This is a genomic window from Streptomyces sp. ME02-8801-2C (genome assembly GCF_033793965.1).
Taxonomy (GTDB): Bacteria; Actinomycetota; Actinomycetes; order Streptomycetales; family Streptomycetaceae; genus Streptomyces.
This window is the reverse complement of record NZ_JARAXP010000038.1, coordinates 1-13,263: the sequence shown is the minus strand read 5'-3', so window position 1 is coordinate 13,263 and position 13,263 is coordinate 1. Positions and strand designations below refer to the sequence as shown.

General features: G+C 68.5%; 12 protein-coding genes. 6 read left to right on the top strand and 6 right to left on the bottom strand.

Features of this window, described 5'->3' with window-relative positions:
* The first annotated feature begins 16 nt into the window (after window positions 1-16).
* The 4 genes from PV396_RS44065 (at window position 17) to PV396_RS44050 (ending at window position 3,749) form a co-directional block, all read left to right on the top strand.
* Complete coding sequence (locus PV396_RS44065) at window positions 17-643, top strand: hypothetical protein (RefSeq protein ID WP_319214013.1); 627 nt, start codon at window positions 17-19, stop codon at window positions 641-643.
* Window positions 637-1,299, top strand: coding sequence for a hypothetical protein (locus PV396_RS44060; RefSeq protein ID WP_319214012.1), 663 nt, complete (start codon window positions 637-639; stop codon window positions 1,297-1,299). Before PV396_RS44065 ends, PV396_RS44060 begins: the two co-directional genes overlap by 7 nt.
* A 110-nt stretch (window positions 1,300-1,409) precedes the next feature.
* On the top strand, window positions 1,410-2,033 hold the full coding sequence (locus PV396_RS44055; RefSeq protein WP_319214011.1) for a hypothetical protein: 624 nt from the start codon (window positions 1,410-1,412) through the stop codon (window positions 2,031-2,033).
* Between the two features lie 159 nt (window positions 2,034-2,192).
* A complete protein-coding gene (locus PV396_RS44050) occupies window positions 2,193-3,749 on the top strand; it encodes an ABC transporter substrate-binding protein (RefSeq protein ID WP_319214010.1) in 1,557 nt (518 codons plus the stop codon).
* 30 nt (window positions 3,750-3,779) lie between these two features.
* Here the strand turns inward: PV396_RS44050 and PV396_RS44045 are convergent, their stop codons facing one another.
* Genes PV396_RS44045 through PV396_RS44035 form a run of 3 tightly spaced genes read right to left on the bottom strand, consistent with a single transcriptional unit; the run spans window position 3,780 to window position 5,543 of the window.
* The gene (locus PV396_RS44045; protein WP_319214009.1) at window positions 3,780-4,571 is read right to left on the bottom strand and encodes a TetR/AcrR family transcriptional regulator; all 792 of its coding nucleotides are present in this window, start codon (window positions 4,569-4,571) and stop codon (window positions 3,780-3,782) included.
* A gap of 10 nt (window positions 4,572-4,581) precedes the next feature.
* On the bottom strand, window positions 4,582-5,130 hold the full coding sequence (locus PV396_RS44040) for a thiol-disulfide oxidoreductase DCC family protein (RefSeq protein ID WP_319214008.1): 549 nt from the start codon (window positions 5,128-5,130) through the stop codon (window positions 4,582-4,584).
* 5 nt (window positions 5,131-5,135) lie between these two features.
* Window positions 5,136-5,543 (bottom strand): hypothetical protein, encoded by a 408-nt coding sequence (locus tag PV396_RS44035; RefSeq protein WP_319214007.1) that lies wholly within the window; start codon window positions 5,541-5,543, stop codon window positions 5,136-5,138.
* Between the two features lie 125 nt (window positions 5,544-5,668).
* Between PV396_RS44035 and PV396_RS44030 the strand changes: the two genes are divergently transcribed.
* Complete coding sequence (locus PV396_RS44030) at window positions 5,669-6,340, top strand: Uma2 family endonuclease (RefSeq protein WP_319214006.1); 672 nt, start codon at window positions 5,669-5,671, stop codon at window positions 6,338-6,340.
* 3 nt (window positions 6,341-6,343) lie between these two features.
* Here the strand turns inward: PV396_RS44030 and PV396_RS44025 are convergent, their stop codons facing one another.
* Window positions 6,344-6,751, bottom strand: a complete 408-nt coding sequence (locus PV396_RS44025) for a VOC family protein (RefSeq protein WP_319214005.1) — start codon at window positions 6,749-6,751, stop codon at window positions 6,344-6,346.
* A 363-nt stretch (window positions 6,752-7,114) separates the two neighbouring features.
* Between PV396_RS44025 and dacB the strand changes: the two genes are divergently transcribed.
* On the top strand, window positions 7,115-8,476 hold the full coding sequence (dacB, locus tag PV396_RS44020; protein WP_319214023.1) for a D-alanyl-D-alanine carboxypeptidase/D-alanyl-D-alanine-endopeptidase: 1,362 nt from the start codon (window positions 7,115-7,117) through the stop codon (window positions 8,474-8,476).
* A 23-nt stretch (window positions 8,477-8,499) separates the two neighbouring features.
* Here the strand turns inward: dacB and PV396_RS44015 are convergent, their stop codons facing one another.
* Window positions 8,500-9,111, bottom strand: coding sequence for a Uma2 family endonuclease (locus PV396_RS44015; RefSeq protein ID WP_319214004.1), 612 nt, complete (start codon window positions 9,109-9,111; stop codon window positions 8,500-8,502).
* A gap of 144 nt (window positions 9,112-9,255) precedes the next feature.
* Window positions 9,256-12,861, bottom strand: coding sequence for a DNRLRE domain-containing protein (locus PV396_RS44010; RefSeq protein ID WP_319214003.1), 3,606 nt, complete (start codon window positions 12,859-12,861; stop codon window positions 9,256-9,258).
* Window positions 12,862-13,263: the final 402 nt, after the last annotated feature.

Genomic DNA, 13,263 nt, shown 5'->3' with positions numbered 1-13,263 from the left:
GAAAGCAGCCGAATCAATGCTGAAGACATCACAGAACAGATCGCTGAACAGGTCGCTGAGGGGCCTCACGAGGACGACTCCGCTGGCATTCGCGCTCGCGCTCGTCGGCTCGGTCTTCCTGGCGCCGGGGCAGCCCGCCGTCGCGGATCAGACCTACGGAGGGTGCCCGGACTACCGGATCATGGACTACGTGACCAAGTCCTGGAAGCTCACGCACCTGGACGTGTTCGGCAACCACACGGGCGTCAAGCGCAAGTACAGCGTCACCGAGGAGACGCAGACCCACCTGGAGGCCGAGGTCACGCTTACGGCCACCACCTCGGTCAAGGCGCAGTTGAAGTTCCTCGCCGACGCCAGGGTCGAGACCGGGATCGAACTGCGCGGCCTCGGGTCGAAAACGAAAAAGACCTCGTACACCTGGAGCGTCACCCTGCCCTCCGGGCACAAGTGGGTCTTCTACCACGGCAGGCGCTACGTCCAGGGCAGGGAGTACGGCTACCACTGCCAGAGCCTGGTGAATCACGTGAAGTCGTACACGGCGAAGGGGAAGTCCTTCTCCAAGGTCAACTACGACGACGCCTACCGCTGCGACAAGAAGCCGAAGGACGGCCTGGCCAAGATCGCGATCAACAAGGGATGCTGAAAATCAACCGACCACTGCGTGGCACGGCCGCTCTCGCGGCCGTCCTCGCGACGGCGTCCTGCACGGCGGACACGGCCTCCGAGGCTCGTCCGTCGGCGGCGGCTCCGGCCGCGGCGGCCCGTGCCCTCCCGCAGAACTGGACCTGCCAGGCAGGCCGGTTCCACTGGGGCACGGTGACGAGGCGGGACACCCTGGTCGCGGTGTCGGACCCGCAGGAGGTGCACATTCCGGAGGGGAAGACCGCCGCGTCCACCTTCGACCTCGTGCCGGTCCGCACGCTGCGGTCAGTCGTCACGCCGTCGTTCCCGAAGGACGCGCTGGATCCGCAGTCCGCCGTCGACTCCCTCGCGGAGAAGACGGGGCTGGATCTGGCAAAGGCGGGCACCACGTTCGCGCTGAGCGCGGCGGACAAGTCCGTCACCACGTCCTCCGGGAAGTTCGACGGTGTGCTGGTGGCTGTCGTGGGCGTCGACGTGGTCGAGGCTCCCTTCGTCCACGGGTGCGACACCAAAGGCCGGGGAGCCGTGCGTGGCACCCTGACCACTTGGTCCTTGGCCACCTCGTCCTCACTTTTCAAGTGCGGCATCGACGAGAAGCTGCCGGCGGTCGAGACCGAGGCCGAGGCTCTGGTGTGCGGAGAGAGGAACGGCGTCTGAGAACCGGTTCGAGCAGATAGAACAACACGAAGGCCCCGGACCACGGTCCGGGGCCTTCGCTGGTGGGGGGCGCCGTCGGACATCACCGTGGTGCAGCTAGCGTCGACTTCATGATTCACACTCACCGTTCGGTGCCGCGTCAGATGATCACGTACTGGGCGGCCGTGGTCCGTCGGGTCGCGCCCGCCGCCGGGCTGATCGCCCTGGCCGTCGGCGGTGTCGTCCTCGCGGTGCTGCTGGTGGCGGACGGGGCGCCGCTCGCTTCCGCGCTCGGACAGAGCGCGCTCGCCGGGCTGACCTGCGGCGCCGCCTTCCTCCTGGTCGTGCCTGTGCCGGACACGGTCACCGCCGTCCGCACGGCCTCCCACTACGGGCTGTCGCTGGAGCCGGTGGCGGCACGGCTGCCCGCGGTCCGCCGGGTCACGGCCGACTCACCGGGCGCCACGCCGTTCCAGTTGGCCGACAGCGCGCTGCACGCCATCAAGATGGCGCGGACCCCGGTGGTCGCCGAGGTGCAGGAGCTGGGCCACGGGAAGGTCGCCCTGATCTGTCGGACCCCGTACGGGCCTCTGGTCCAGGTGTCCATAGACATCACCGTTGCCGACGAGGGCGGGACCGTCGCCGCCATCGACTGTCGGCCCACGGTCGCCTGGAAACGCCTTGACGGCGGGGCGAGTTGGGCGATTGCGGGCACTCTGGAGCGTCAGGTGCGGGCAGCGTTGAGCACGAACTGAGCACGAGCTGAGCGCGCGCTGAAACCGGCCGGTAGCTCGCATCGGTAACGTCTTTCCCATCTCGCCGGAACCCCCTTCCGCCACGCGAAACACCTGTGATTAGGTGATCAACGCCACAGGGGGAGTCGCCTGTGCAGGGGGCCTGGGGAGGGCACACCGATGCGCTCGGTACGCATACGGATTCTCGCGGCGCTGCTCATTGTCGCCGCCGCGGGCGCGGTCGCCTGGCAGCTCATGCCGTCGCGGACCGACTACGGCAAGACCATCACCGTCGGCACCACCGACGCCGTCACCTCCCTCGACCCGGCCGGCGCCTACGACGCCGGCTCCTGGGCCCTGTTCAGCAACGTCTTCCAGTCACTGCTGACCTACAAGCCGAACGGCGCCGCCCCCGTCCCCGACGCGGCGAAGAGCTGCGCCTTCAAGGGCTCCGACCTGCGCACCTACGTCTGTGTCCTGCGCGACGACCTCACCTTCCCGAGCGGCCGGAAGATGACCGCCGAGGACGTGAAGTACTCCTTCGACCGCGTCAAGCGGATCAACTCCGACGTGGGCCCCGCATCCCTGCTCGGCACCCTCGGCTCGGTCGACGCCAAGGACCTGACGGTCACCTTCCACCTCAACTCACCCGACGCCACCTTCCCGTTCAAGGTGGCCACCGGGGCCGGTGCGATCGTCGACCGCGAGCGCTACCCGAAGGGCGGCCTGCGCAAGGACTACGGCGCCGACGGCACCGGACCGTACGTCCTGAAGACGTACACGAAGGACAAGCAGGCGGTCCTCGAGCCCAACGGGAACTACGAGGGCGCCGTGGAGAACACCGGCCGCCCCATCCGCCTGCGCTACTACGCCGACCCGCCGGCCCTCGACAAGGCCTGGAACGCGAAGCAGATCGACGTCGCCGCCCGCCAGCTGCCGCCCAAGGTCCTCGCGGGCCTCTCGCCCAGCGACCCGGGCCAACGGGTCATCGAGGCCGACAGCGCCGAGACCCGCAACCTCGTCCTCAACGTCCGCGCGAGCTCCCCCCTCCACGACCCGCGCGTCCGCCAGGCCCTGGCCTGGCTGGTCAACCGCGAACAACTCGCCGCCACGGTGTACGAGGGGACGGCCGACCCCCTCTACTCACTGATCCCGGCAGGCATCACCGGCCACACCACCTCGTTCTTCGACCACTACCCCAAGCCCAGTGTCACCCGGGCGCGCGCCCTGCTCACCGAGGCCGGCGTACAGCTCCCGGTGCGCTTCACCTACGGCTACGCCAAGGGACGCGGCGCCGCCGCCGACGAGGCCGCCCTGCTCAAGCGGCAGCTGGAGACGGGCGGCCTGTTCAAGGTCAGCGTCCGGGGCTACGAGTGGACCGACTACCAAAAGCGGTACGCGGCGGGGAAGTTGGACGCCTACGCCGTCGGCTGGGTCGCCGACTTCCCCGACCCGGACACCTTCTCCGGACCGCTCGTCGGCAGCGACAACAGCATGAAGAACGGATACGCCAGCAAGAAGGTCGACAAGCTGATCCTGGACAGCCGCGGATACGCCGACCGTACCCGCGCCGCCCAGGACTTCGACCAGGTCCAGGAACAGGTCGCCGAGGACGTGCCCGTCATCCCGCTGTGGCAGCGCAAGGAGTACGTCGTCAGCAGCGAGGACGTCGGCGGTGGCCAGAACCTGTCCGACGGTACCGGGGTCTTCCGCCTCTGGAACCTCGACTGGATCTGACGGACGCGCTGAACCAGCCTCGCCCGGCGCCTACTTGACCTGCTCGCCTTTCCCTGGCTGCTCAACATTTTCCTCTGGAAGGGCGTTGGTCATCCCCGGCAGGAAGTCGCTGAACAGATCGTGGACTTCACGCACGAGCGGCCGCAGCACCCGGAAACGGGCCAGGGCCACCCCGCGCGCGGTGAGCCGAGCGCCGCGCCCGGCAAGCCGGTAGGTGCGCTCACGGCCCTCCGTACGGTCGTAGATCCAGTACATGACCAGGCCCATCTGGGACAGCCACATCAACTCCGGCAGTACGTCCCTGAGTTCCTCCGGCACCTTGGCCTTCGACCCGGCGAGCACTTCCCGGTGTACGGCGATGGCCTGCACGCGCGCGTGCTCCGACTCGGCGGAGAAGGGGCTGAGCGGACTGTTCGGGTCGGCGGCGGTCTTGAAGAACTGCACCGCGAACTCGTGGTAGGGCGCGGACACATCGAGCCAGGCCCGGTACACCCCGGCGAGCCGGGCCTCCAACTCCGTCTCCCTGCCCAGGACTTCACGCGCGGCCACCTGGTACTCGCGGGCGAGCTGGTCGTAGAAGCCCTGGATCAGGTGCTCCTTGCCGGCGAAGTAGTAGTAGGCGTTGCCAACGGAGACCCCGGCCTCCTGAGCGATGGCCCGCATGGTCGTCCTGTCGTACCCCCGCTCCTTGAACAGCCGCATGGCCGTCTCCAGGATGAGCGCACGAGTCTGCTCGCTCTTGGCACTGGAACCGGAAGAGCTGGAACCGGAGGAACTGGGGCCGGAGCCGGGGCTCGGACTGTCTTTGGCTGCTGCTGGCACGTGAAGGAGCCTAACCAGTGGAGTAACCAGTGGAGCAGGCGCCGCTGTCACAGGCGGGCGGCGTGTGGGTCCACCCGAGGCTGGGGTCGTACGACCATCCGTCGGACCGCCGGTACACCGGTCGGCCGCGCCCGTTGCCGTCCTTCCTTGCCCCGCGCCACTTGGCGGCGGCCAGGGCGGCACCCTTGGCGACCCGGGCGCCGGCCGGAGTGCTGAGCCGATGGGCGAGCGGCCGGTGCTCACGCAGGGCCCACAGGACGACGACCCAGGCACCGGCGCCCCGGTAGACCTGCCCTCCGTCCCCGATGACGGTGATGTCGTCGAGGGTGGCGGAGTGGTCGAGAGCGGGGAAGAGCTTTCGGGCCCGCTCGGACCCGGCCGGCACCAGCGCCAACGGCACCAGCTGAGGCTGCCGTCCGAGCCACTCCCGCACGAAGACACACAGCTCACAGTCGGCGTCGTACAGCACGGTGAGCCGGCGGACCGGGACGCCCCCCGTGGCATCCCGGTCCGCTCGGGCGGCGGTGTCCCCCGACCCCGCCGCGTTCTGGTGGCTCATCGCTCTCACGCCCCGGCCGTGGGGGCGACCCAGCCCTGCGGCGCGACGGGCGGCACCTGCTCCCGCTCCATGACACCCCGCCGCCGGATCTTGCTGAGCACGAACACGTTCCCGAGGTGCATGACACCTAGCACCAGCAGCACGACCCCGAGCTTGGTGGAGAGGGCCTCGAAGACCTCCCGGGTGCTGCCGATGTCCCCGTCGCCGCTCAGGTAGAGGGCGACGAACCCGAGGTTGACGAGATAGAAGCCGACGACGAGCAGATGATTGACGGCTTCGGCGAGCTTCTCGTTCCCGCGCAGCACATCGGCGAGGAAAACCCGCCCGTTGGCGCTGAGGGTTCGCGCGACCCAGACGGTCAGCGCGACGCTGACCAGCAGATATATGACGTATGCGACGACTGTGAGGTCCATGTCTTCGTCCTTGTCCCCGTGCTCGCTGAACGACTTGAACGCGTTCAAAAGTGCTTACGGGGATGACTGTAGACCTGTTTTTGAACACGTTCAAGTAGTAACCGGGGTGGGGTGGGTGGCGTTGCATGGACGAGGAGGTGCCTGTGCAGGAGGAGGAGTTGGGGCTGACGGTGAACGCCGTACAGGGAGACTGGCAGGAGCACTTCGCCGCCGAACCGACGTACCGCTGGCCGATCCCGCCCCCGGAGGGCTGGACAGCCGACGACCTCGACCGCATCCCCGACCTCCCGCCGCACACGGAACTGCTCGACGGGAGCCTCGTTTTCATGAGCCCGCAGACGAGGTTCCATTCCTGCGCACTGCGCCTGCTGGAGCACGCTCTGCTGCAACAGGCGCCCGACAGCCTCGACGTTTTGTCGCGGATGACCGTCAAACTGGACACCAGGAACCGCCCCGAACCGGACGTCATTGTCTTCGCGGAGACGGCGAACACCGGCCCTGACCAGACCTGGTTCGAGCCGAAGGACGTCCTCCTGACGGTGGAGGTGACCGCCGCCGACACCCGGGATCGCGACCAGGAGGTCAAGCCCCGCAAGTACGCGGCGGCCGGGGTGCCGCACTTCTGGCGGGTCGAGCAGGACGGCGACCAGGAACTCCCGGTCGTCCACGTCTACGAACTCGACCCGGCCACCAGGTCCTACGGCCTCCCCGGCATCTTCCGCGACCGCCTGAGACTGACCGTGCCCTTCGACATCGACATCGACCTCACGGCGATCAACCGCCGACCGGGAGCGTGATGCTCAGGACCGCGCGAGTTCCGGCCGCTTCCGGTAGTCGGTGAAGCCGATGACGTTGCCCCACGGGTCGGCGATCTCGACGGTCCAGCCCGTGGCCACGGACACCGGGGCGTCGAGCGGGGTGACGCCGGCCGCGCTCAGGGCGCGGGCCGCCGCCTTGGCGTCCGGCACCTCCAGCCACACCCGGGGCGAGGCCCACGGCGGCGGCCGGTGACCGAGCGCATCCTCGACCCGCAGCAACAGCCCCGGCGTCTCGGGCCCGACCCGCAGTACGGCGATCCCGGCCTCGTCGAGCCGGGCGGTGATCCCGAACCCGGCGCGCTGGTAGAAGGCGACCGCCTCGGCGAGGTCGCCGACGGGCAGCAGCACGTTGTCGAAACCGAGCAGCTCGTACGACTCGTGATCTGACATGGCGTCAGGGTAAGCGGACCCTCGACGGAAACCTTGGAGGCGAGTGGGGCGTTCGTGCGTGCCCGAGTGGGGCGTCCCGCCAGGGCAACGTCCTGCCCTGAACGTACAGATCCGGATGTGACGACGGCCACGTACCCGCCGCGTCGGCACCGTCGTCCAAGCAGTCCACACCCTCCTGACCTGCGACCGCAGAGGATGAAAGAGGTCCACTGGGACATCTTTCTGAATTGCGGTCAGTTCCCCCACGCCGTCTCCCCTGACACGAATTCAGTCACCCGCGGGGCCCATGCGGCGCTGCTATCGTGCGGCCAATTCCCTTGCCTGGCTCCCCACAAGAAAGTCCATGAAACCTTTATGAGCGACATGAGCGACATGAGCGTCGAAAGCCCTGTTCCCGCGTTCGCCCCGGGCGGCACTCGCCGGCACCGCAAGGCGAAGCAGGGCGGGAACGGGATGCGGCGCGCGATCGTGCTCGCGATGGCCGTGCCCGTCGTCTCGGTGGCCTTCACCGGCCCCTCCGCCTTCGCCGCCGACGAGGGCATCGGCACCACCGCCAAGGACGCCACGCTCGGCCTCGACGACGAGCAGATGATCGCCAACCTCGAGAAGCGGGTCCTCGACCAGCGGCTCGGGGCCAATGTGAGCGGTGTGGTGCTCGACGCGGAGACGAACACCACCTTGTGGGGCCACAACGCGGACACCGCGCTGATGCCCGCCTCCAACACCAAACTCGCCACCGCGACCGCCGCGCTCACGATCCTCGGCCCGGAGCACCGCTTCACCACCAAGGTCGTGTACGGCAACGGCACCCTCACCCTGGTCGGCGGCGGCGACCGCACCCTCACCACCGCGAACCTGACCGAGCTGGCCAAGACGGCGGTCGCCGGGCTGAAAGCGGCCGGGCTGACCTCGGTGAAGGTCGCCGTCGACGACAGTCTGTTCCCTGAGCCGACGCTGGCGAACGGCTGGAACACCGGCTACTACCCCGACTCGGTCTCCCCGGTGCGGGCGCTCGTCGTCGACGGGCACCTGGTGAACGACACCTCGACGGACGCCGGAGGAGTCTTCGCGCGGCAGCTCACCGCGGCCGGCGTCACCGTCACCGGCTCCGTCACCCGCGCCACGGCGAGCAGCACCGACGTCCCCGTGGCGCAGCACACCTCCGCGGCGCTGTCGGACTACGTGCACACCATGATCAAGGTCAGCGACAACAACATGGCCGAGTCGCTGCTGCGGATGACCGCCCTCGGCGCCGGCCGCCAGGCGACCTTCGACGACGGCACCGCGGTCGTGCGCCAGGTACTGAGCGAGAACTACGGCGTGTCCCTCGCCAACTTCGAGATCTACGACGGCAGCGGGCTGTCCCGCGCCAACCGCATCCCGGCGGCGACCCTCGCGCAGATCCTCGACCTGCTGACGGACCCTCGCTACGAGGGTGTCCTCGGCTCCATCCGCGACGGTCTGCCCGTCTCCGGCGAGGCCGGCAGCACCCTCGGCCCGGAGTGGGGGCGCTTCGACGACGCCAACTCCAAGTGCGCGGTCGGCAAGGTGCAGGCCAAGACCGGCACGCTCACCGGGGCCATCGCCCTGAGCGGCCTGACGGTGGGCAAGGACGGCAAGTGGAAGGTGTTCTCCTTCATCGAGAACGGCTCCACCGCCAACTCCGCCGACATCAAGGACGCCATGGACGGCCTGGCGGCCACGGTCAACGGCTGCTGGGCCTGACGGACCTGTCCCCAGGCCGAGTATCAGGGAGTTCGCTTCGACTGCCCGGCGTCGAGGATCTCCGCCACGTCGAGGCTGACCTTGGCGCCGATGGAGTCGGGGAGGGTGACGGTCTCGCCCGGGGCGTGGACGCGGTGGGTCGCGTACGTGCTGCCCTCGGGGTCGGTGAGCACGTGGAGGCGCTGGTGCTTGCGGTCGACCACGACATAGACGGGCACGTTGGCGCTCGCGTAGGCAGCGACCTTGGTGTGCAGGTCTGCCTTCCAGTTGCTGGAGGTGACCTCCAGGACGAGCTGGAAAGCCACCGGCTCGTAACAGTTGTTCTCGACGTAGTGGTCCTCGATGTCGACATCGACAACGACGAGATCAGGGATGGCGTAGTCCTCGGTGCCGCTGGGCAACCACAGACCGACACCTTGAAGCACCTCTGTCTCGCCTCCGTCGATGCCGGCTGCGATGAACGGGCGCGTCAGCCTGCCCAGAGCGCGGGCGTGGGCAACGTCCGGGGGCGGGGACACGAGAATCAGGCCTCCGATGATCTCGACGCGGTAGCCCGGAATGCGCTCTACGAGACGGTTCGCCTCCGCGATCAGCGGACGTTCGCCGTGAGGCGGCTCGACAGCTGTTGCGGACATCACGTGCCTCCCGTTGGGCTGGTGTCGAGGCCATCATCGTAGGCCGGGAGGAACACGCGTGTCCTCTTCGCACTGCGTCACCCGATCGTGCGCCCGGCACGACCGAGGGCCCCCGTCTCCTGCGGAAACGGGGCCCTCCCATGTTCAGCCGATGGTGATCCGGTTCTGCCAGTAGCTCTTCGCCGGGATGACCTCTCTCCCCGCGACGGGCGCCAACGTCGCCCTGCCGCCGGCGTAGAAGCGGACGGTGCCGTCCGCGCGTACGGCCCAGAGGTCGGGGATGTTGTCGCCGTTGGAGTCCGGGATGCCGAGCAGGTGGGGCATGTTGGTGACGTTCCAGCCGGCGGGGGCGTACTCGGTGTCGGTGCCGCCGGACGAGGCGTTGCTGCTGGCGAGGGAGGCCAGGTTGACCCCGCCGCCCGTGGCCGCGATGCCCTTGCGGAGCCTCAGCACGGACGCGCTGTCCTCGCGGTAGATGAGGTCCATCACGCCGTCCCCGCTGACGTCCTGGGCGGTGACGATGTCGCGGCCGGTCCAACCGGTCGCCGAGAGCCGGATGGCCTGGTCGATGGTCGCCCCGTGGTAGCCCGTGAAGGCCCACAGCTCGTCGCCGATGGTGGCGAAGAAGTCGGGCCGGGTGTCGCCGGTCGCGTCACCCGCGGAGATGATCTGGGTGAAGGTCTCGGGGCTCGGCGCACCGCTGGGCAGCAGGATCTCGACGCGTTTGTCGATGTTGACGGCGCCGTACCCGTCTCCGGGGTAGACCCACAGCCTGTCGTCATTGGTGCGGACGATGAGGTCCTGGAGGCCGTCGCCGCCGTAGATGTCACCGTTGTGGGTGATCAGCGCACCCGTGAACCGCCCGTGTCCCGGAGAGGAGTACGGCGGCAGGTCGTCGCCGTTGGGGTCCTTGTCCCTGTTGGCCATGTAGGCGCCGGGCATCGAGTTCTCGTTGAGGTCACCTGTCTCCTTCGTCAGGTCCTTGACGTCGGCCCGGGAGGAGTACATGCCCAGGTCACCGGACACGGTGACGACCATCATGTCGGGGAGCTTGTCCCCGGTGAAGTCCATGGGGGCGTCCGCCTGGTCGCGCGGGGTGACGTAGTAGAGGAACTTCGTCGGCTGGGAGACGTTGCCCGCCTGGTCGACGACTCGGACGTAGAGCACGTTCGGGCCGGCGGACGGTGGTTTGGCGTTCTCGAAGTTCGCGGTGTTCGTGGAGGCGGAGCCGAACGTGCGAGCAAGGCTGAACGTGTAGTTGGGCGAGTTGAACCCGAACTCGTACCGCACGACGTCCGCGTCGAGGGCGCGCACGATGAAGGTCCCCGGTGTGCCGAACTTCTTGGTGCTCCAGATCGCGTCCTCGCCCTTGTGGCCGAAGCCGTTGTCATCGCGGTCGGCGTTCGGGAAGTCGAAGGAGGCGACCCTGGGTGGCCTGGGCGCCGACAGGTCGAGCACGAAGCGGCAGGGCGCCTTGGCGGGGGAGAAGCCGGAGGAACTTCCGGCGTCGTCCTTGGCCTGCACCCGCCAGGCGTAGGTGACCCCATTGGTCAGTCCGCTGGTGGGAAACGCGTGGGTGGTGACCAGTGCCCCGCCTTTGTTCCCGCCGACCGAGACCGTGCCGATGGTCCCGAGCAGATCGCCGGTCTGCTTCCACTTGCCGTCCGGCCAGAGGTCGAAGTCGAGGAAGTCGAGGTTCGCGTCCTTGTCGGAGGAGCGGGCGGTGAAGGTGATGCCGCCGGCGGCCATCCGGACGTAGGGCTTGGTGGTGGTGCACTTGGCGTCGGGGCCGAGGTCGAGGGAGTCGGGGGCGGACGGCCTGCGGTTGTACTCGAGAGCCAGGATGGGCGCGAAGTCACCGTCCGCCTGGAACTTCTTCCACGCGTACTGCGAATCCTCGTCGCTCGCCCGCATCCCGAAGGTGATCATGGTCGCACCCTCGTCGGCCCGTTTCTGCGCGGCCGCACGCAGGTCGAACGTCTCGTAGGCGTCCCGGCAGCTGGACTTGTACCCGTGGGCGAAGCTCTTGGTCGAGTAGCGGTTGCCGTCGTTCAGACTCGGCGCGTTCTTCCAGTTGGTGCGTGAGTCGATCGGGCCGGTGAGATGGACGCTCATCGAACGGGCGCTGCACGACCAGGAGTACGTCTCCAGGACCTGCAGCTTTGCCTTTTCGATCTTCGTACCCTTGAGGGCCTTGTCGAACTCGATGTTGAAGTACGACCGTGACGTGCCCCAGGTGTCGGACTCGAAGCCGACGCGCGCCTCGTGCGTACCGCCCTTGTTGAAGCCCTTGCCGTTGTAGAAGGTGGCGTTGGGATGGCGGCTGTATGCGGTGGTCCAGTCCTTGACGTGCTTGTTGAACGACGGGTCGACGAAGACGGGGTAGGTCGTGGCCGGGTCGGCGAGGAAGTCCTGGTCGGGGGTGAGCGACCAATTGGACTGAGACAGCCCGGACTTGACGACCTCGCCCAGCGAGTCGGGGGACGGGCCGTCGAGGGACGGCAGGCTGAGCGTCGCGGCCGAACCGGTCTGCGAGGGTGCGGGCGTCGGCTCGGGCGGCGCGGACGGGAGCGGGGACGCGGACACGGTCGGTGCGGGACCGTCGGAGGCGGAAGGCAGATCCTCCGGTTCCGTGTCGGCCTGCTCGTCCGTCTCGATCGGCTCGTCGTCGGCCGGGCTGACGCTGTCGCTGGGCGTGGGATCGGGCTCCGGCAGGTCGGTGGGCACGGGCGACTCGGCCTCGGTGGGCTGCGCGCTCGCCCCCACCCCGCCGTCCGTGACAGCGGGGACGCCGCTGCTGTCCCACATCAGCGGGGTGGGCGACATGGCGATGTCCTCGCCGTACGCGTTCTCGGCGGAGAGGATGCCGGTCACCGGGCTGAGGCGGAAATTCAGGGTCGGGGAGGAGATGCCGTACGTGAGCTGCTGAGCGTGGGGATCGGCGGCGGCCTGCCGGTTCTTGAGCACGACGAGCTGGGCGAAGCCGTCGTCGTCGGCGGTCAGGACGAGGTCGGCGCCGGGGAAGATCTCCGGGTACAGGGCGCGGGAACCGTCGATGATCGGGGTGGGTACCGGGCCTGGCCAGGTGAGTTGGATGTCGTGGCCGTCAACGGTGAGGGTGACAAGGGGAGTTGGCGTCTCGTCGGCGGACAGAGCCGCGTCAGCGATGGATCCCCTGAGGAGGGAGACACTGCGGACAGCGCTGCGGGAGGCGCGTGCACCGGTCTGGCTGGACTGGCCGGACTGGCTGGAGTAACCGGTCTGCCTGGACCGACCGGACTGCGTGGCGCGGGGCGATGACGCGCTCGAACCGGCCGAGAACACGATCCGCGTGTTGGTGGCCGTGGGTTCCCAGCCTGCCTCGGTCCGGCGCAGGTCGTAGTCGATGTCCTTCCACTCGCCACCCACCTTGGCCCGGATCGGCGAGGCGTACAGCTTCTTCACCATGCCGCCGCCGGCCTTGGCCCACGTCGTGGAGCGGGCGGTCCGCAGCGCGGTGACCTCGACGGACTTCCCCGTCTTCGCGGCCCGCGCGACCGCGACGGCCTCGGTCACCGGCTGAGCGCGCCGGCTGCCGTTCGCCCTGTCGCCCGAACCCGAACCCGGTCCCGAGTCGGAGTCGTCCAGGCCGAGGCTCACGAAGACGATGCCCGTCGCGGCGAGAGCCGTGGTGAGTACGGCGGCGGTGGTCCGGCTTCCGGGCATGCGCATTCCGGGCATGCGAGACCGGTTGCGCGTGGTGCGCGTCATCGGGCGAGTTCCCCTTCCCCCCTCGGAACCGGGCGCGCGACAGGGCGCGACCGGGCTCGCCGATGATGTCCCAAGAGTCGGCCGTCGTCACGCTTCGCGCACACGGGCGGGGATTGAGTCCGTTGACCGCCGCGCTCGTATTGGAGCTGGACCTCGCTCCTCGACAACTGTTCCGTCGAGCGGTCCCAGGGCATCAAATCGACGCGAAAGACCCCTAACTCCCCTGATTCCCGAGGCATTTATAAGGGGAAGTTAAGAATTGCGTTAAAGATCACATAGGGGCGACCGCTTCCCTTACCTCGGTTAGCCTCGATCTTTCGTGACGGTCTGCCGACGGAGTCGGTAGACCGTTTCGCCTTCCGCGGCTGCTGGCGGGCAGGCCGGTAGCCCGACTGTCGTGTC

What these genes read in the sequence shown, in the direction of transcription:
- PV396_RS44065 (WP_319214013.1), top strand. Translation starts at nt 17, where the DNA reads ATGCTGAAGACATCACAGAACAGATCGCTGAACAGGTCGCTGAGGGGC.
- PV396_RS44060 (WP_319214012.1), top strand. Translation starts at nt 637, where the DNA reads ATGCTGAAAATCAACCGACCACTGCGTGGCACGGCCGCTCTCGCGGCC.
- PV396_RS44055 (WP_319214011.1), top strand. Translation starts at nt 1,410, where the DNA reads ATGATTCACACTCACCGTTCGGTGCCGCGTCAGATGATCACGTACTGG.
- PV396_RS44050 (WP_319214010.1), top strand. Translation starts at nt 2,193, where the DNA reads ATGCGCTCGGTACGCATACGGATTCTCGCGGCGCTGCTCATTGTCGCC.
- PV396_RS44040 (WP_319214008.1), bottom strand. Translation starts at nt 5,130, where the DNA reads ATGAGCCACCAGAACGCGGCGGGGTCGGGGGACACCGCCGCCCGAGCG.
- PV396_RS44035 (WP_319214007.1), bottom strand. Translation starts at nt 5,543, where the DNA reads ATGGACCTCACAGTCGTCGCATACGTCATATATCTGCTGGTCAGCGTC.
- PV396_RS44030 (WP_319214006.1), top strand. Translation starts at nt 5,669, where the DNA reads ATGGACGAGGAGGTGCCTGTGCAGGAGGAGGAGTTGGGGCTGACGGTG.
- PV396_RS44025 (WP_319214005.1), bottom strand. Translation starts at nt 6,751, where the DNA reads ATGTCAGATCACGAGTCGTACGAGCTGCTCGGTTTCGACAACGTGCTG.
- dacB (WP_319214023.1), top strand. Translation starts at nt 7,115, where the DNA reads ATGAGCGACATGAGCGTCGAAAGCCCTGTTCCCGCGTTCGCCCCGGGC.
- PV396_RS44015 (WP_319214004.1), bottom strand. Translation starts at nt 9,111, where the DNA reads ATGTCCGCAACAGCTGTCGAGCCGCCTCACGGCGAACGTCCGCTGATC.
- PV396_RS44010 (WP_319214003.1), bottom strand. Translation starts at nt 12,861, where the DNA reads ATGACGCGCACCACGCGCAACCGGTCTCGCATGCCCGGAATGCGCATG.